Origin of the sequence: Microcoleus sp. AT3-D2 (assembly GCF_036705715.1) — a bacterium.
In the GTDB taxonomy this organism is placed as follows: domain Bacteria; phylum Cyanobacteriota; class Cyanobacteriia; order Cyanobacteriales; family Microcoleaceae; genus Microcoleus.
In genome coordinates this window covers 32,569-51,741 of the sequence record NZ_JAUBVE010000032.1, presented here as the reverse complement: position 1 = coordinate 51,741, position 19,173 = coordinate 32,569, and the positions used below count along the sequence as shown (strand labels likewise).

Here is a 19,173-nt window from a genome sequence, read left to right as displayed (position 1 = left end):
AGTAAAAAAAAATACAACATTAGGCAAGCTTTAAAACCCCGATAGGCATCAATTCTTGCCAATCGAAAATCACCAATGGTATAAAGGGGCAAATTTACTCCATCATTTTCTGGATTTGCCTTTTTAAAATCTCCACATCCACCGTCATATCCATGCCAATGAAACTCCAATCTTCCGCTACATTGTTGTCATCAACCATGCGAGAGTATTCTAATCCCAATAGCTGGCAAATGTAATAGAAATATGGCGGAGTGTATCCTCCATAAAAGAATTCTAATACTTTTGTTCCCGGCTGACACCACAGCAAATTTGTAAAACCTGCCCCGTGAGGGCCGACAACCACCGCCGCTTCTGCAAACAGACGAATTTGTTCATCAACACTGCGCGAGATATCTTCCAAAATTTCAAAATCAAACTCTTTCAAAACCTCTCGCACTTGTACTTCATTTTTAACCTTGCGCCGGCCGCTTCTAGACAGATAAAGTTTTCTATAAGGCTTTACCTTTTCCTTAAGACAGAATTTTTTCCGCAAAAGCTCTATATCGTAAGGACTGGGAAAATACCAGTCTTGATTGTTTCCCACCACCACACTTTCTGCATGATATCCCGTATCTCTAGCCTGAGTGTCGATTAGTGAACTTTCAGGAATACCGAGTTTGGTCATAAAGCCCAACTCAAAATCTGTATGTCGTAAAGGATAACAAATTTTAGCTTCTTGCCAAATTTCCTTACCTAAAGCCTCCTCAATTCGACAAAGTTTAGCCAGCACAAAAATCACATAATCATAATAACTGCACCACAAATGCGACCAAGGAGCAACTACCAGCGGATAGGTAATTTGGTTAGGTTTGTAAGGCCATTCCAGAATGCCGGCACCGCTAATCCGAAAATCCAAGTCTAAAAGCAACTTTTTATTCAGCAGGGTGTTGCCCGACGTACAAATAGTTAGAGAATTTATTTTTTGATTCAGGGAAATCTTCCACACATAATCTGGGTCAAAAGACACGGCTTTTTCCGTGGCAAAAAACCTAGAAGGCACTTTTTTTACAGAGGTTAATGCGGGTATATGGATAGGTTGGTGCTGCTTTTTATAAACGATGCTGTCATCTAACAATTTGATACTGGTGCGTCGGTCTAACGGGGTTCTCCAGACACGCCTTGATGTTGCCAGCAAGCTCTGCTTCAATTTCTGTTTGATCTGGTCAACTAATTTTGGGTTCATCACGCACTTTTGCTGTATATCTTTGCAGTTTTTACAACCACATTAGACCGCAAACAGCAGATTTTAACTCGCTCAAAAGTAGGAGATTGAACTAACAAAAAAAGCCCGAAGGCACTTATACAGAAGGCAGAGAAAAAGTTTTTATCTTACTTTATCATTCTCCAGGCATAGGGCTGGAAATGATACTATTTGCGATTTTCCATTTGGGATTGGGATGAGTGATCACTATGATAGTGTGGAGAGAGCCTACAGTTGCATTATGTTTTGAAACTGGTAGGACTTTTAAGTTAAAAAGTTTCAAATTCCCAAATCAACAATCGTGAACGGTCATCTGGCTTCATACTTCAGCATCCAGATGACCGTTCACTTTTCCATTAAAGCCGTAGACTTGACGACTACCAACAAACGGCACTAATTGCACTTCCCTTTCATCTCCCGGTTCAAATCTGACTGCTGTACCTGCGGGGATATCCAACCGCATTCCTTTTGCTTGTTCTCGATTAAATTCTAAGGCTTCGTTTGCCTCATAAAAGTGATAGTGTGAACCAATTTGAATGGGTCGATCGCCTTTATTTCCTACCAGCAACCGCACCGTTGGGCGATCGGCATTTAATTCTATTTCGCCTGCTGAAACAATCATTTCTCCGGGAATCATTTTTTTCCTCCTCTGAGTATCTGTGGTTGAGTTTTTAACGGATCGGATCGTGCACTGTTACCAACTTTGTTCCGTCGGGGAAAGTCGCCTCAACCTGGACTTCATGCACCATTTCTGCTATCCCTTCCATCACATCTTCCCGCGTCAGGAGAGTTGTTCCATAACTCATTAAATCGGCGACTGTGAGGCCATCTCTCGCTCCTTCTAAAATGGCGGCGGAAATGTAGGCGAGTGCTTCTGGATAGTTTAATTTTAAACCTCTTTGTTTGCGGCGCTCTGCTACTAGGGCGGCGGTGAAAATCAGCAGTTTGTCTTTTTCTTGGGGGGTGAGTTGCATTTTTATTCTTGTAAGTGCGATCGCATTATTTGATTATGATATCGTTTACGGTTGTTTCTGAATGATTTAACCGCAAAGGGCGCAGAGAGCGTAGAGTCAGAGAAGAGAGAGATGAATAATCTAATTGGGAGGGCAACTATACATTGAACCTCAAAGATCATCCTATTTTATCCAAACTCTGGGCAAACAGCAAGGGCGTTGTGAAAAAGATAAGCGCAGCAAGTGCCAAATGTTGACAAACCAGTCTCTCGCTGCGGTGGTGGATGTACCGCGATATCGGCACAGCAAACCGTTAGGAATACGAGTCACGCCGACGGTGGAATTACCAGGATAAAGTGTTGCCTCAGATGGCAAATCTCGCACTTTTTCCACGAGTTCTGTGGTTACGGGTTCGCCTACCCAAGCGAGGGTGGCCACTACGGGTTTTCCTGCTAAACCGTGATGACTTTCGAGCATTTTTTCTCCACCTTTGAGCAATTGTCTGTCAATCCATAAAGGGCTGTTTTGCTGCCAGATTTCGGTGTGCGATCGCCATTCTCCAGACGCAAATTTTTCGCCCCTAGCAGTGCGTCCAAATCGGGTAATTTCCCACAGTAAAATCCTCGCTGTTGGTGCTAATTCTACCCGCAAATTTTGCCGATATATTGCGCCGTCAAAAACGATTGTTTCCTGTGGCAGCCATTCTAAATTAGCACCGATATCTAGCTGAATGTCAATATTTTGTTGTGATTCTAGTCCGCTGCTACGATAGATTTTACCAGCGGCTGCCGTGGTAATCAAGGCTTTGGCGTTGGGTTGGAGGTGAAAATTGCTGGAAAGTCGATCGCCCCCGACAACTCCTCCAGCCGTGTGCAAGATGACGCTGTGGCAAATCTCTTTCCCTTCAGGATAAAACGGGCGCTGCACCTTCAGTGGTGCTTGCATTTGATTATAAATGATTTGAGTTGCACCGCTGCGGTTAGCGTAGGCTAAATCTAGGCGGCCGTGCCATCCAGTTTGAATGTTATTTGTAGGTGTTTCAGTCGAGTTTTGAATCACAGCTTTTTAGAAGTTAATAATAAAGATTATTAACAATATGGTATTACTACCCGCTACCCAACATTCCGCCAGGGAATTCATTCCCTGGCGGTCTATGACATAAGATAACCATAATACAAGATAGCAGATTATACTAATTAATATGCGTTTTAAATTATCCTCCCATGCCAGCCACCCCTGAAAGCCTCCAAAAATTCGTTACCTACTGCCAACAACACATTACAGGCGATGAAAAAGGACAAGCACAGGTATTTTTAGACCGCTTCTTTCGGGCTTTCGGCCACGATGGGGCATTAGAAGCAGGCGCAGCCTATGAGGAACGCATAGAAAAAAGCAGCAAAAAAGGTCAAATGGGATTTGCTGATTTGGTGTGGAAAAAGCACGTTTTGATTGAAATGAAAAAGCGCGGTGAAGATTTGACTAAAAGAGAACACCGCACGCAAACAGAACGCTATTATATTCGCCTCAAAAAAGACGATCGCCCGCGCTACGTGATGATGTGCAATTTTGACGAGTTTCACATTTACGATTTCGACCTTCAGCCGGATCAGCCTGTAGACATTATATCCCTAAAGCAATTGCCCGCGCGATCGCCCGCTTTTGCTTTCATGGAATCTACTAGCCGCCGCCCCATATTCAAAAACAACCAAGTCGAGATTACCGAAAAAGCTGCTAGCAGAATGGGGATGCTGCTGGAAATGCTAATCGAGCGCGGCAAAGAGCGCAAATTTGCTAAATTTAATCAGTTTCAGGCACAGCGATTTGTGTTGCAATGCGTCTTAGCAATGTTTGCCGAAGATAGGGGACTTTTGCCGCCGGCACTATTTACTCGCTGCGTCAAAGATTGTTTGGAAGGAGCAAGTTCTTATGATGTCTTGGGCGGCTTATTTCAAGCAATGAATCAGCAGGGAGTCACGCCGGAAGGACGTTATGAAGGAGTCGAGTATTTCAACGGCGGATTATTTTCGGAAATACACCCCATTGAACTGCAACAGGGAGAGTTGAAAATATTAGAAGTTTGTGCAGAACAAAACTGGAGTCAGGTACGCCCTTCTATTTTTGGGAATATTTTTGAATCGGCTTTGAAAACAGATAAAAAACAGCGCCGCGCCTACGGGATTCACTTTACTACAGAGGGAGACATTCGCCGCATTGTTCTGCCCACAATTAGCTATTACTGGGAAGAGCGAATTAACGCTGCAAATACCGTAGCCAAACTGCAAAGTCTGCACCAAGAATTAGGTCGCTATCGCGTCCTAGATCCGGCTTGCGGTTCGGGTAATTTTCTCTATGTAGCTTATCAGGAACTCAAGCAAGTTGAAAAGTTACTTTTAGATAAGCTAAACGAGTTCGACGGTACAAGAGGTTATATGAATTTAGTCACGCCGCAGCAATTTTACGGCATGGATATTAACTCGTTTGCGGTGGAGTTGGCGCGGGTGACTTTGATGATTGGCCGCAAGGTGGCGATCGATAATTTGGGATTGAAAGAACCTTCTCTGCCTTTAGATACTTTGGATAAAAATATTGTCTGTAAGGATGCTTTATTTACTGATTGGGTGAAGGCTGACGCGATTATCGGCAATCCTCCGTTTTTAGGCGGAAAGCACATGAGGATTGCCCTGGGAGATGAATATGTTGAGCGCGTGTTTAAACGCTTTCCTGATGTGAAAGATTCGGTTGATTTTTGTGCTTATTGGTTTCGCATTGCTCACAATAATTTAGAACTAAATGGCAGGGCGGGTTTAGTTGGTACTAATTCAATTAGTCAAGGTAAAAGTCGTGCTGCTGCTTTAGATTATGTCGCGCAAAATGGCGGTCACATTTATGCAGCCGTTTCTACTCAGCCTTGGTCTGGGCAAGCTAAGGTTCATGTCAGCTTGATTAACTGGAGCAAGGAAAAGCCGAAAGTTTACTATTTAGATAATCTCGCGGTTTCTAGTATCAACTCTTCGCTGCAAGCTACGATTGATGTTTCTAAAGCTGCCCGGTTGTCAGCGAATTTAAACACATGCTTTCAAGGTGTAATTCCAGTGGGAATGGGATTTATTGTTAGTCAACAGCAGGTTAATGATTGGATTAAAGAAGATGCTAAAAATCAAGAGGTTCTTAAACTTTTTTCAATGGGTGCAAATCTAGCAAAGAATCCTAACGGTATGCCGGAACGCTGGATTATTGACTTCAATGATATGAACATTGAAGAAGCGAGTGAATATGTGCTGCCTTTTGAGTATGTGAAAGCTCATGTCAAGCCTGAACGGGATAATAATCGAGATGCACGATCCCGAATTTATTGGTGGAATTTTTTGCGATTGCGTTCAGAAATGAGAAAGGCGATCGCACCTTTATCTCACTACTTTACCGTACCGAGAGTCTCAAAGTGGGCTGTCTTCATTCCCGCTCCCGTTAGTTGGCTGCCGGGAGACAAATCAGTAGTTGTTGCCTCAGAAGACTTTTATATTCTGGGCATTCTTTTATCTAAAATTCACCGAATTTGGATGCACGCTCAAAAATCTACACTTGAGGACAGAACAGCTTACACCCACAATACCTGCTTTGAAACTTTCCCATTTCCGCAGACACCGACTCGTCAATCAGTAGAGCAAATTCGGGCAACGGCGGTCGAATTGCATCAATACCGCACTCAACAAATGTCAGCAAAGCAGTGGGGAATTACTCAACTTTACAATAAATTTTTTAATGAGCCAACAAGTCAACTTTATAAACTTCATGCTAAGCTCGATCGCGAATGTAATGCAGCTTACGGATTTACTGACAGCGACGATATTTTAGCAAAAGTGCTGGAACTAAACCTAGAACTGGCAGAAAAAGAAAAACGGGGAGAACCCGTAGTTGGGCCTTGTGCCCCAACCGACTAAAAATACTAATCGTTGTTACCATAAATGTTGTAAATCTGCGTATAATCACATAAATTGTTGATATAGATCACAAACACTCTAGTATAAAAACAGAGATACTAGGGGAAGAGTTAAGTTTTGAGTTAAAGATTTCCAAATTCCAAATTAAAAACTCAAAACTGCTTTCCGCCTTCAGCATAAGTGCATTCTGCTTTTCTTCGCTCAATTACTCCTGATTTGTTTGGGAGGAACTTCCAATGTTATTATTTAACCACAGTCAGTCTAAAAATAGCAAAGTAGAGCAAGAGCACTATGCTCAAAAAAAAATTTTACCGACTTCAAGTATTAATCTAACAGGGCTAAAGCGAGGATGCAACCATTTGCGAATCAGCCAAAAAATTAGCTACGGTTATGCTTTAGCTATCGGCATAGCGATTTTGGGGACTGGTGCGGGAATGAAATTGGGAGACTACTTCCGCAAGCAAGCTTTAGTTCAGGTGAATGTTGCTGGGCAGCAGCAGCAACTGCTGCAAAATTTGCAAAATACTGTATTTGAAGCCCGATCGCGCGCGGCGAGATTGCCAGTCGTTTTGGGAAACACTGTGGCGCTGAAATACGAACAAGAGCGGTTTTTCGGGCAAATCAATCAGGCGAAAATCCTGATTTCAGAAATTGAATCTTTCGCACGAGAACATCCCAAGAGACTAGCAACAGAAGAGGCAGAATTGCACGCTATATTGAAGAAATCTGCCCTCGTCATTGATTACTACGGTAAGCTAATTAAATTGCAGTTAAAAGAAGCGGATGTTGGGAACTTGCCACCCAGCAGCATTGAGTCCGCACAGCTACAAATGTTGAGGACTAGCAGCGGTCAAGAGGCGATCGTACTAGAGAACCTTGCTCAAAGTTTAACTGACCTAATTTCTACAGTAGAACTTAACAAACAGCAAGGAACCCAAGCATTAGAAGAAGCTGGAAGTTTGCGAAACCGAATTATTCTGGGGAGTATGCTAATTTCAGCACTCATCGCCGCTACGCTAGCGGACAAAACCAGCCGCGCGATCGGCGAACCCTTAGAAACCCTTACTAATGTCGCTCAGCAAGTCACTCGCGAATCGAACTTCAACCTGCAAGTACCAGTCACAACAGACGACGAAATTGGAGTTTTAGCGGCGTCTTTCAATCAATTGATTCAGCGAGTTAGCGAATATACACAAGAACTCAAACAAACTCAATCCCAATTAATTCAGACCGAAAAAATGTCATCTCTCGGTCAAATGGTTGCAGGGATAGCCCACGAAATCAATAATCCCGTCAACTTCATCGGCGGCAACATTGACTATGCCAACCAATACATCCAAGATTTGGCAGATTTGGTAACTCTCTATCAAGAATATTATCCCAACCCACCAGATGCTATTCTAGAGCGCATCGAAGACATTGAACTGGAATTTCTCAGAGAAGATTTACCAAAAACCCTCTCTTCGATGAAAATGGGAGCCGATCGCATTCGCGAAATTGTCGTATCCATGCGGAATTTTTCGCGATCGGACGACGGAACAATGAAATCAGCCGACATTCACGAAGGAATAGATAGCACCCTCGTCATTCTCAATCACCGGCTCAAACAAGGTATTAAAGTTATTAAACAATACGGCAAGTTGCCTGCGGTTGAGTGCTATCCAGCCCAACTCAATCAAGTATTTATGAATATTATTAGTAATGCAATAGATGCGTTGGAGGAGGTGAAAAAGGAAGACAAAGGCTATTCGCCAACGATTTGGGTGAGCACGGAAATTACAGCCGACAATACTGTCACCGTCAAGATTCGAGATAACGGGCCGGGAATTGCCTCCGCCTGTGCCCAACAGATATTTGACCCATTTTTTACTACAAAGTCGATCGGCAAAGGTACTGGATTGGGATTGGCTATTTCCTATCAAATCCTTGCCAAGCATCACGGCAAAATTGAGGTAAATTCTCAAATAGGACAGGGTACGGAATTTGTGATTACTTTGCCAGTTGCTGCGTAATATCACGCGGGACGACTTCGTTTTTGTTTGGACGTGCAAAAATTAGACAATCAAAGTCCTCTTGAGGCGTGCTGGTGATACGGGATTGTACCCCATCAGAGATCCGTTGAGGCGATCGCTCCCTTCAAAGTTGTTGCAGGATAGCCAGACGCTTGAGCGCGATCGCACCCTCGCTCGAATGTCCGAAAGTCTGCCTATCACCTACGTTCTCGATCGCAATACAATTTTTCTAAGTTTTGGCATCGCCGGGGCCGAAACTCTCAACGCCGATCGCGTTTACATTAGTATCAAGAGTTTAGATTATTCCCGCTATCAAGACTGTCGCCCCCATTATATTCAAGCCATGCAAGAAGTATTTCGGATAGGGGCACAATAGGGGATAGAACGCGACGCACTCTCTATCTTAATACATCTGATTGAGCTAAAAAAGACAGAAATCATTAAATTAGGCAATAATGGGGGAGTGCCTTGCGAAAAAACTTGGTTTTGTTACGGCGGCGGTAAAGTTGCTGGCGGCGTTTGCGATTCCTGTGAGTTAAGGCTGGCAGCGTTTAATGAGTTAGGTTTACAATATCTGCTGCCTTATGCTCCCAACCATAAAACCGAGCGATCAAAATTTTCTTAATAATTTTGCCACAACAGTTGACTGAAGCTTAACCAACGGATAATCTATCTTAATGAAAGCTTATTCCAAATAGCTTATAATAACTATACAATTTTCAACTACCACTAAAACTCCTAAAAATTATGAAGCGGCGGAATTTTGTTGGGTTATCTCTATTGTTTGTAACAAGCTGTTCTACAACAGTAAATCAATCTAATCGAACTTTTTCCAATTTAGCCGTAAGTGAACCAGAAACCCTTGAATTTGCTGTAACTGATGTTCAGGGAGCAGAAGATTTGCAGCAAAATTATCAAACCTTTCGGACTGTTCTTGGGGAAGTTTTGGAGAAAAAAATTGAATTGTTCCCAGTCGATAACTATATAGAAGCAGCCGTAGCTCTCCAGTCGGGTCAGCTAAAATTAGCTCTAACAGGGCCATCGGAATATGTGATTATGCGGGCCCGGACAAATGCTGTTCCCATCATTGCCATCACCCGCCCGGACTATCACTCACTTATTCTTGTTCGGGCCAATAGTGAGATTAAGTCACCAGCACAATTGAAAGGTAAAACAATAGCTATGTGGAAAATAGGTGCAACTGGTGGTCATCTAGGGGCGATTAAAATTCTCCTGGAAGCTGGCTTAAATCCCCAATCTGACTTCAAAACCTCAATGTTGGGGGAAAAGGGTTTGCAGGCTCTCAAAACAGACCAAGTTGATGCCTTAGCAATTGGTGTGAATAGATACAAAGATTTACTCAAAACCGACGGTTTATCAACCAATGATTTTAGAATTATTGCCACAGGGCAGCCCTTACCTAGTGATTTGTTTGTTGCTAGTAGCAACCTGCCTAATACTCTTGTTGAAAATATCCGCGATCGCCTGGTAGAAAATCAAGATAAGCTAATTGAAGCAATTTTAGTGGGGAAAGATAATGATAAGTATCAAGGAGCTAAACTGGTGGCAGCAAACGACACTGATTATAACATGATTCGTGAAGTTTATAAAGCCATTGGTCAGGGGAATGTCTTTTAAGGTTAAATTTTATCTAATCCTGAGTTTGTAGTATGGCTTTAGCGCTTAATCCATAAACTTTAGGAAATATTGCCTACTACGAATAAGAGACTTTATGTGCATTTACTAATAAAATTGTTAAAATTTAGCTCAGGTTGCCAGTATGCAAAAGTTTGAACAGGGAGATAATGGGGCTGTGAGGTTCAAAAACCTTATCCTAAATAGACGAAAAAACAATGCCGCTGTCACTGAAGGATCTCGCGACATCAAAAATCCTTTCAAAAAAACTCCCTTGACTGCAATTAATCGCTTCATTTCTCGCTTAAGCATTGCCCAAAAAATTAATTATGGCTACTCCCTAGCAATTGGCATAGCCGTACTAGGAACCACAGGGGGCATGATCTGTGGAGACTATTACCAAAAGCAAGCTTTCCAAGCTTTAACCTTCGCCGACGAGCAACAACATTTGCTCAGTGATTTAGAATATTCCGTGCAGGCAGTGCAGTCACATCCCAAACGGCTAATCTCTGTCTTGGGAGATTCAATCTGGTTTGAATATGAAACTGCTAAGTTCTTGAAAGATGTTGATGTAGTAAAAAACAATATTGCAGAACTAGCTTTATTTACGGAAGAACATTCCACAGAATTAGCAGTAAATTCTGCTGAACTAAAGCAATTGTTAAACGGTTACACAACTGCGACAGATTCGTATTCTCAATTGCTCAAATCTTTTTGGCAAGAAATAGCTCCCTCTTCACTAAAACCAGATGAAGTTAAAGAGGCACAGCAGCAGGTATTGGATTTAATCAGAGGGGATAGAGCAGTTAAGCTCGATGTTAACTTTGAGCGGCTGTCAGAGAGTTTGAGCTTGATGACAGAAGTAGCTAAGGCACAGCAAAGACAAGCCTACATTAATTTTAATATAGCTGAGAAATTGCGAGTGCAAATCATCGTAGTGAGTATGTTAGTGTCAGTTGTGCTCGCTACTTTTCTAGCCACCTGTACCAGCCGCGCGATCGCCATTCCTATCCAAGCTGTAACCAGCGTTGCTAAAACTATTACTCAACAAGCAAATTTTGATTTGCAAGCACCTGTCACCACAGAAGATGAAGTAGGAACCTTAGCAAAATCCATCAATCAATTAGTTCAATGGGTAGCAGAATACACCCATGAATTAGAGCTGGCTCGCCAAACTTTGGAAGAGCGAGTAGAAGAAAGAACAGAAGAGCTTACAGCAGCGCTTCACGAACTAAAACACACCCAAACCCAGTTAATCCAAACCGAAAAAATGTCCAGTTTAGGGCAGATGGTGGCAGGCGTAGCTCATGAAATAAACAACCCTATTAACTTTATTCACGGCAACCTAGAATACGCCAACGAGTATATTATAAACTTGCTGCATTTACTTCGTCTCTATCAGCAGGAATACCCGCAACCCACAGAGGCGATCGCAGAAGAAATCGCAGCAATAGAACTAGACTTTCTCACAGAAGATTTACTAAAACTTCTTGAATCTATGAAAATAGGTTCAGAACGCATCCGGCAAATAGTTTTGTCTTTGCGAAACTTCTCTCGCTTAGATGAATCTCAAATGAAATTAGTTGATATCCATGAAGGCATTGACAATACACTGTTGATTTTGAACAGTCGGCTCAAGCAGGGAATTGAAGTTGTCAAAAACTATGGAGAATTGCCCGAAATAGAGTGTTACCCAGCACAGCTAAATCAAGTATTTATGAATATTATAGCAAATGCGATAGATGCACTAGAAGAATCATCCCATGACTCTAAAAAAGGGAAAAATCCTCAGATTTTAATTCAGACCGAAAAGTTGGAGAGTAGCCAAATTATGGTGCGAATTTGCGATAACGGCCCTGGCATTTCCCTCGCACTCCAAAGCAAGCTATTTGACCCATTTTTTACCACTAAAGAACCCGGAAAAGGGACTGGTATCGGACTCGCAATTTGCTACCAGATTGTGGAAAAACATCGGGGCAAAATAGAGGTAATTTCATCTTTGGGAGGGGGAGCAGAGTTTGCGATCGCACTCCCCGCCTCATCTCAAACTAGAAGCTAGATATTGTCTATTATGAGGAAATTAATGTGTTAACGACGGCACATAATCTGTTACTAGGCTATTTAAACTCAGCTCCGACAGCCGCCCAATTTCCCAAAGCAGCCGATTTGCTCAAGGAGTTGAAAGCCTGACGCAAAAAGTCCGGGGCGAACTGGGCAGATATAGAGGCGCTTTTGGACATAGTAGAAAACCATTAGCGCGAAAATTGAACGGATAACAGAAGTCTTGGTGACAAGAAATCTGAAACCGTTGAATCACAAATGATTGAAATGGATGGGGGCGGAGGGACTTGAACCCACACGACCGTTTCGGGTCAACGGATTTTAAGTCCGTAGCGTCTACCATTCCGCCACGCCCCCCTTTGGTCAAGCTGCTGTGGTTTTGAGCCACTAACAGCAACAGCCTTTTATTCTACAGCCAAAACCCCAATTTACGCAACCCCTAATCAAAAAATTCCCAAAAGTCGCGCTGGATCTCCCCAAGCGGTACAATAGTTAACCAGCTAACGGAGCGTGTCAACTGACTTACCCGTGTTATTATTCCCCTAAAGCAAATCTATGTATATTACCTTACTGCTTTACGCCGTCTTGGCAGGAGCCTACCTCCTGGTAGTACCCGCAGCCACCTACGCTTACCTGAACAGCCGCTGGTACGTCGCTACCTCTTTTGAGCGCGGCTTCATGTACTTCTTGATGTTCTTCTTCTTCCCAGGTATGTTTCTCCTAGCTCCGTTTTTGAATTTTCGGCCCAAACGGCGGCAGATAGAAGCCTAAATGCGACGTATTGACGTAATTGGAATCAGTGTCGGCTTTTTTGTAGCAGGTGGGTTTGTCTACTTGCTACTGCAATTTGCCGGACTCGACAGCATGAATGCAGGGATTTGGAGTCAGTTATTTTTGGTCGCCGGCTTGATTGGCTGGCTGGTGACTTATTTATTTCGAGCACTGACTCAAAATATGACCTACAGCCAGCAATTGCAAGACTACAAAGAAGCTGTCTTGCAGAAGCAGCTAGATGCACTCACTCCTGAAGAATTAGCCAAACTTCAAGCCGAAATTGAGCAGGAAAAAGATAATTAGTCATTAGTCATTAGTCAATAGTCCTTAGTCATTAGTTATTAGTTATTAGCAAGAAACGGTGAAATAATGACTGCCGACTAAAAGCTAAGGAAGAGGAATATAGACCGCCAAGTAATGATTGCTGACTAATGACTAATGACCAATGACTAATGACTGATGACCAATGACTGATGACCAATGACTGATGACTAATAACTAATGACTATTTCTAATTGTTTTGAAACGTTACGCAAGAACCACCAATGTGCATTGATTCCTTTTATTACTGCGGGCGACCCAGATTTGGAGACAACGGCTAAAGCACTGCAAATTTTGGATGATAACGGTGCAGATGCGATCGAGCTTGGCGTTCCCTATTCTGACCCGCTAGCTGACGGGCCGGTGATTCAAGCCGCTGCTACAAGGGCTCTACAGCGGGGAACGCGGTTAGATTCGGTGCTGGAAATGGTAGCGAAAGTTAGTCCGAATTTGCGATCGCCCATCATTCTCTTCACATACTACAACCCGATTTTGTACCGAGGTAGAGAAACCTTCTTGCAGCAAATCAAAAGTGCTGGAGTTCAGGGATTGGTTGTACCAGACTTGCCCTTAGAAGAAGCCGACAGTCTCATCCAACCTGCCAACAAATTAGGGATTGAACTAACATTATTAGTTGCTCCGACAAGTCCCAAAAGTCGCATAGAAGCGATCGCTCGTCAGTCTCAAGGATTTATTTACTTAGTCAGTGTGACGGGGGTTACGGGAGTACGCGAAGGCTTAGAAACGAGAGCAAAAGAATTGCTGCAAGAACTTCGCGCCGTCACCGACAAACCCATCGGCGTCGGGTTTGGTATATCGCAACCCGAACACGCTCGCCAAGTGAAAGAATGGGGTGCAGATGCTGCGATTGTTGGCAGTGCTTTTGTCAAACGTTTGGCCCAAGGAACTCCAGAACAGGGTTTAGAGGCGATCGGCGAATTCTGTAAGAGTTTAAAAACAGCGATTCAAAATCCTTAGTAACTGTACAGATACTTTCAGCCATTAGACAGATGTTTGCGATCGGGATGTGTCGCCACAATTGCGATTAAAGACCTTGTTGTACTTGAGATCATACACCACCTTCCTTCTAGTTCCTGACTAGAAGGTTTTTTTTTGAGCCGAACACGCACAACATTTCAACATAGTGCGCGCATGGAGAACCAAACAGCTATCTAGGGAAACGACATTGCCTTGTCCGGTGCGGGGTGCTGCGACTTTTAATAATTGGTAGAAGATGGAGGATTATCCATTCCTTCTTCCTGATTGCTGATTTCTATCCGCTCGCAAAGCCGAAGAGCCTTCTTATTTCTTATTTCTTCCTTCTTCCTTCTTCCTTCTTCCTTCTTCTATAACTTAAGGAATGTAACTTGGGATAGATGAAAAGCTACGGTTTCTATTCCTATACTTAAAAAGTGTTTAAGTGCCTAATTTGGTAAGGCTAGCCATCTACAGAACCACCAGGCATTTGACGACCATCTCACAATAGAAAGGAGCATTTTTGTCAGGAACTCAGGGCTAAGTGCTACTGAGCTTGTAAGAAATTGCAAGCTGTTCTGACCAGACCCCCCCGTATGGCGGAGACGTTATTTAGGTCACGACACCGGCGAATGCGACGCCAGTTTTCCGCTCTGTCATCTGCAATTAAACAGTTTTAAAGTCACTGAAACAGTGTTGCAGGTCTAACAAGCCTTTATAACCAGGTCGAGGCGAACATTACCCCGCAAGGGAGAAAGGAGACAACCATATCTCCATCGGAGTGGCAACCATACCTCTCCAACCCCGAAAAGGGATTCAAAGCGGTTGAAACCGCCGCGTTGTTTCCCTCTCAGGGCTCAAGCCACGCTTGTTTCCCACTTACCGAGCATTTTTATGAACAGACTAACTGCATTTGTGAAAAAAATTCGAGCTGTACAAATTTTAACAGTGTTTCTGGCTGGCATTTTAGTATTTGTGAGTACGGCATGCAGCAGCGCCCCTGATATTATGGCAGGAAAAACTGATGTCATGACAGGAAAAGGAAAAACTGCCGACCAAATTAGAGAAGAAGTGCCGACCGGGGCTGTAACTTCCGAATACAAAGGCGGCATGAACGACTACCCCGATGTCGATCCCAGAAACAAAAAGATGACAACAACAGAAGCAAAAGCTGAGCTTCTCAAAGAGCAAGCGCAGCACCGCATTGACACGAAATCTAGCAACAATGTAGGGGAAAATGTACGGCGGGTAGCGGATGACGCGCCTGACAAACTCGGCCAAGCTGGTGAAAAGGTGAAGGAGGATGCTCGCACGGCTCAGCGCAAAGCTGATGACTTTGGCGACAAAACCAAACAAGGCCTTTCTAATCTTAAAGAAAACACTCGCGAAGGCTTGCAGGGAGCAAAAGAAATTGTTAAAGAAGCCACCCAGGGAGCAAAAGAAAGAGTATCAGAGGGTACTGAGTCTCTGAGATATGGTACCAGCGGTGGCCAAGAAAATATCAATGATGCAGCACGAGATGCAAGATAGAATGCTCAAGATGCCTCAGACAATATTTTCTAGAAAGTGAATGGAGATATTGACTGAACTCAACGAGGCCCAGAAAGAGCGACAGACGAATAATCTCAAATAAGGCTGTTTCCTTTTGTGGAAGCTTGATTCCGACAGTGGTTTTAACCCCTGTCGGAATCAAGGTAAAGTCAATCGATTTTAGATTTTAGATTTTAGATTTTAGATTTTAACATTGACCCCACGGATAAATTCGGGGGGCAAGTTTCATCGGATACAGGTTTTTTATTTCTGGTTCCTGAGTCTGCTTTCGGAATGACTCCGGGGGCTTGTATCCTGGATGGTTTCGGTCAGATGAAGACTACTGCCTATTACTATTTGATTTGGTTTTAACCCCTGGGAGGGCTATTAGGCAGGAAGCAGAGTAGAGGGGGAGTTTCACCACAATGCAACGACCCTGTGCTTTTCTAGGGGGGACTGGAGTGCCCCTCCTTTCACGACGGATTCTTTATGATCTCTATAGATTGTATTTAAACTTTTTAAGGTACTCACTTTTTTATCGGCGTAGCGGAAATTTAGGCGATCGAGCTATATTAAATTCAATTAATTACCCATTGTATTTTTCAAGACAGGATACTGCGGTGTTTATACGGTATTTCGCGTTCATTGTCATCGCATTTGAGATTAACAGGAGAAACTTATACGTAAGTAAAAAGCTTTAATCCCGATCGCCCAAGTATAAAATGTTGTTCCTTAACAGATAATTGGAATTTTCGATCTGGCGCTCAAACAAAAATTATGCGGTTTATGCCCTAAGATAGATACACTAAGTTTTGTCAAGCTAATGTCGGAGTTGAGGTCAGCCGATATGGACGCAACAGTAGATGTAGTAGATTTGACTGCGGTGATGCCGGGATATCGCCCGATCGCGCAATTGTACACAGATTCTCGATCGGCTATCGATCGGTTCGTGCGCGAGAAAGACTGATCGATAGCTGCTAAAATTCTCAAACCTACCTCGTTGTGGCCGAGGATTTCTGGGACGCGGTGCTACTACAATCCAAAAAAGTTGCATTAGCAACCGTTAATTGCATCGGGAGAAATACTCCTCAACCAAACAGACATTCTCGACGAACTTGAACGCAGACCGGTTATTTACAAATACATTAAACCTTCCAATTTTTCAATTAATCGTGACTGTTATCTGCCAGATGGAGGTGTATAAATAATTTAGCAAAAAGAGGCCACGGATTCGGGATATATTCGAGCCGTAATCCGTAGCCAAGCGACAGGGGAAATGGAGGCAAACCTTATCTTGGGAATTGTGTTTTGATGCTAGTAACGATGATGCACGACTTTTATGATGCGCTGGCAGATTTGGCAATCTATGCAGATGCCGCACCGGCGGAGCGCCAACAAATCCTTAAGCGCGTTGGTGCTAGTCAGAAAAAACTCAAAGAATTCGCGCACCATACGCCGATCAATTACCAACACAAGTTCGATCTGGTTGAGGCGGAATTGCTGGGGGTTTTGGGACAGACAGCAGAAGCAATGGAACTGTATGATCGAGCTATTACCGGAGCTAAAGCTAACGAATATGTCAATGAAGAAGCTCTTGCCTGCGAACTCGCTGCTAAGTTTTACCTGTCATTGGGAAGAGAAAAAATTGCCCGAATCTACATGATAGATGCTTATGATTGCTATGTCTGCTGGGGAGATAGAGCAAAAATTGACGACTTAGAAAAACGTTATCCTCAATTATTAAAACCGATTTTAGAACCCGCAAAACTCCCTGCAAATCCATTAGCAAATTTTCCAACACCTGGGCAAAATCCATCGCTTCATCCATCCATTCATCCATCCATTCCTCCGTCTGTTTCGGCGAGTGTCTCAGATTTCGGGAATTTTTCAACACTGCTAAAAGCTTGTCAAGCCCTCTCTAGTGAAAGAGAACTCGATCGACTGATTGCCAAACTGATGCAACTGGCGATGAAAAATACAGGAGCTGGCAAAGGAGCGCTGATTTTGCCAAACGGCAATCAATGGGAAATCGCGGCTACAAGCACGATAGACAATTCGGGAGCCGAGTGGGCGATCGACTTATCATCCGCAAAACTCGATGACAACAGCGATATCTTGCCCCTCCAAATTGTTGACTGCGTTAAAAATTTATTGAAACCTGTGATTGTTCGGGATCTCGCTCAACAACGTGATTGGGATTCCGATTCATACATCCTCAAATACCAACCGCAGAGCCTGTTGTGTTGGCCGATTCTTGATCGAGGCAAATTAGTCGGAATTTTGTATCTGGAAAATCGCTTAACCGCAAGAGTTTTTACCCGCGATCGCCTGCAGCTTCTCAATCTCCTGTGTTCCCAGGCAGCCATCTGTTTGCAAAATGCTCTGCTCTACAAAAAATATCAGGATTACAACCTACAATTAGAGCGATCGCTAGTAAAAATTAGCCGAACCGAAGCTCAGCTTGCCGATCAGAAAAAAATGCTCCAAGCGATTCTTGATGTCGCTCCGATTTGGATTTGGATGGTGAATCCCAGTGGTAAAGTACAGTTTTTGAACAAAACCTTTTCTCAAAATGTGGGCGTGCCTGTGAGCGCTTTCCTAGCTGTCGAGCATTACAAAGATATACTGGGAGAGGATGCAGCGGGGTGTCTGGTTTCAGATGCCGCCTGCCTTGCCCAAGATTTGCCGCATTACTCCAGCGAATCTCTCAGATTTGTTGATGGTAAACTACACTATTTAGAAGTCACGAAAGTGCAGCTAAAAAATTGCCAAGGTGACACGATCGGGATTATTGGTTTGGGTGTTGATGCCACCGATCGCAAGCGAGCAGCGGAACTTTTGCAAGAGCAAAACCAACAGCTAGAACAAACTTTAAAAGATTTACAGCAAGCGCAACTGCAACTCGTGCAAAACGAAAAAATGTCGGCTTTGGGCAATTTAGTCGCCGGAGTCGCCCACGAAATTAACAATCCGATTGGGTTTATTTCTGGCAATTTAAGCGAAGGTAAAAGGAGTTTGGAAGATGTTATAGGACACTTAGAATTGTATCGCTCCGCTGCATCGCCATCGGAAATAGCAGACCACGCCGAAGAGATAGACCTCGATTATCTTTTGGAAGATTTACCGAAGATGATTGATTCAATGCAACTTGGGTGCGAGCGCATTTGCAGCATCAGCAACAGTTTGCGTACCTTCTCGCGAGGCGACAAAGACTACAAAGTTCCTTTTAATATTCACGAAGGCATTGATAGCGCTATTTTAATTTTGAAACACCGCCTCAAAGCAAACGAACACCGCCCGCAGATCGAAGTGATAACTAAATACGGCAATCTCCCTAAAATTGAATGTTTTCCCGGTCAATTGAATCAAGTTTTCATGAACCTGCTTGCCAATGCGATCGATGCCTTAGAAGAGTCAAATATAGGACGCAGTTTTAGCGAAATTACCGCCAATCCCAACCGCATCACGATTTGCACGGATATAGTCGGCGAAGGGTACATTAAAATAAACATTGCTGATAACGGCACTGGGATAAAAGAGGAAGTTAAACAGCAGATATTTGACCATTTGTTCACGACGAAAGGTGTCGGAAAAGGAACTGGATTGGGGTTGGCAATTGTCCACCAGATTGCGGTAGAGAAACATGGCGGAAGCATCGAGGTGAATGGAGAGCTAGGAATGGGGACTGAGTTTGCGATCGTTTTGCCTGTGAAGGGATAAATTTGAATTAAAAT

At 43.4% G+C, this 19,173-nt stretch carries 13 protein-coding genes, 1 tRNA gene and 1 pseudogene; 10 read left to right on the top strand and 5 right to left on the bottom strand.

Annotated features, from left to right (window positions below; genetic code table 11):
* Positions 1–94: 94 nt before the first annotated feature.
* The 4 genes from QUB44_RS15510 to QUB44_RS15495 all read right to left on the bottom strand — a co-directional run bounded on the left by QUB44_RS15510 (position 95) and on the right by QUB44_RS15495 (position 3,252).
* On the bottom strand, positions 95–1,222 hold the full coding sequence (locus tag QUB44_RS15510) for a glycosyltransferase family 61 protein (protein WP_333368993.1): 1,128 nt from the start codon (positions 1,220–1,222) through the stop codon (positions 95–97).
* Between the two features lie 337 nt (positions 1,223–1,559).
* Positions 1,560–1,877 (bottom strand): urease subunit beta, encoded by a 318-nt coding sequence (locus QUB44_RS15505; protein ID WP_333158442.1) that lies wholly within the window; start codon positions 1,875–1,877, stop codon positions 1,560–1,562.
* Positions 1,878–1,911: 34 nt separating this feature from the next.
* Positions 1,912–2,214, bottom strand: a complete 303-nt coding sequence (ureA, locus tag QUB44_RS15500) for an urease subunit gamma (RefSeq protein ID WP_006635319.1) — start codon at positions 2,212–2,214, stop codon at positions 1,912–1,914.
* 162 nt (positions 2,215–2,376) lie between these two features.
* Positions 2,377–3,252 carry an urease accessory protein UreD gene (locus QUB44_RS15495; RefSeq protein ID WP_333368991.1) on the bottom strand — a complete coding sequence of 292 codons (876 nt, stop codon included), beginning with the start codon at positions 3,250–3,252 and terminating at the stop codon, positions 2,377–2,379.
* A gap of 164 nt (positions 3,253–3,416) precedes the next feature.
* Here QUB44_RS15495 and QUB44_RS15490 point away from each other — a divergent pair, with 164 nt between their 5' ends.
* The 5 genes and pseudogenes from QUB44_RS15490 to QUB44_RS15470 all read left to right on the top strand — a co-directional run bounded on the left by QUB44_RS15490 (position 3,417) and on the right by QUB44_RS15470 (position 11,837).
* On the top strand, positions 3,417–6,131 hold the full coding sequence (locus QUB44_RS15490; RefSeq protein ID WP_333368989.1) for a DNA methyltransferase: 2,715 nt from the start codon (positions 3,417–3,419) through the stop codon (positions 6,129–6,131).
* A 236-nt stretch (positions 6,132–6,367) separates the two neighbouring features.
* Complete coding sequence (locus tag QUB44_RS15485) at positions 6,368–8,143, top strand: ATP-binding protein (RefSeq protein WP_333368987.1); 1,776 nt, start codon at positions 6,368–6,370, stop codon at positions 8,141–8,143.
* Positions 8,144–8,204: 61 nt separating this feature from the next.
* A pseudogene (locus QUB44_RS15480) lies at positions 8,205–8,768 on the top strand (7-cyano-7-deazaguanine synthase).
* Between the two features lie 155 nt (positions 8,769–8,923).
* Positions 8,924–9,781, top strand: a complete 858-nt coding sequence (locus QUB44_RS15475; RefSeq protein ID WP_333368985.1) for a PhnD/SsuA/transferrin family substrate-binding protein — start codon at positions 8,924–8,926, stop codon at positions 9,779–9,781.
* 142 nt (positions 9,782–9,923) lie between these two features.
* On the top strand, positions 9,924–11,837 hold the full coding sequence (locus QUB44_RS15470) for an ATP-binding protein (protein ID WP_333368983.1): 1,914 nt from the start codon (positions 9,924–9,926) through the stop codon (positions 11,835–11,837).
* Positions 11,838–12,111: 274 nt separating this feature from the next.
* On the opposite strand, the gene QUB44_RS15465 is transcribed toward QUB44_RS15470, so the two are convergent.
* Positions 12,112–12,196, bottom strand: a tRNA-Leu gene (locus tag QUB44_RS15465).
* 198 nt (positions 12,197–12,394) lie between these two features.
* Here QUB44_RS15465 and ndhL point away from each other — a divergent pair.
* The 5 genes from ndhL to QUB44_RS15440 all read left to right on the top strand — a co-directional run bounded on the left by ndhL (position 12,395) and on the right by QUB44_RS15440 (position 19,159).
* Positions 12,395–12,610, top strand: coding sequence for an NAD(P)H-quinone oxidoreductase subunit L (ndhL, locus tag QUB44_RS15460; RefSeq protein WP_193972727.1), 216 nt, complete (start codon positions 12,395–12,397; stop codon positions 12,608–12,610).
* Positions 12,611–12,916, top strand: coding sequence for a DUF3007 family protein (locus tag QUB44_RS15455; RefSeq protein ID WP_333104690.1), 306 nt, complete (start codon positions 12,611–12,613; stop codon positions 12,914–12,916).
* Positions 12,917–13,114: 198 nt separating this feature from the next.
* Entirely contained in the window at positions 13,115–13,912 is a 798-nt protein-coding gene (trpA, locus tag QUB44_RS15450) for a tryptophan synthase subunit alpha (RefSeq protein ID WP_333368981.1), read from the top strand.
* An 891-nt stretch (positions 13,913–14,803) separates the two neighbouring features.
* Entirely contained in the window at positions 14,804–15,439 is a 636-nt protein-coding gene (locus tag QUB44_RS15445; RefSeq protein ID WP_333368979.1) for a DUF6658 family protein, read from the top strand.
* Between the two features lie 1,311 nt (positions 15,440–16,750).
* A complete protein-coding gene (locus tag QUB44_RS15440; RefSeq protein ID WP_333369017.1) occupies positions 16,751–19,159 on the top strand; it encodes an ATP-binding protein in 2,409 nt (802 codons plus the stop codon).
* The last annotated feature ends 14 nt before the right edge of the window (positions 19,160–19,173 follow it).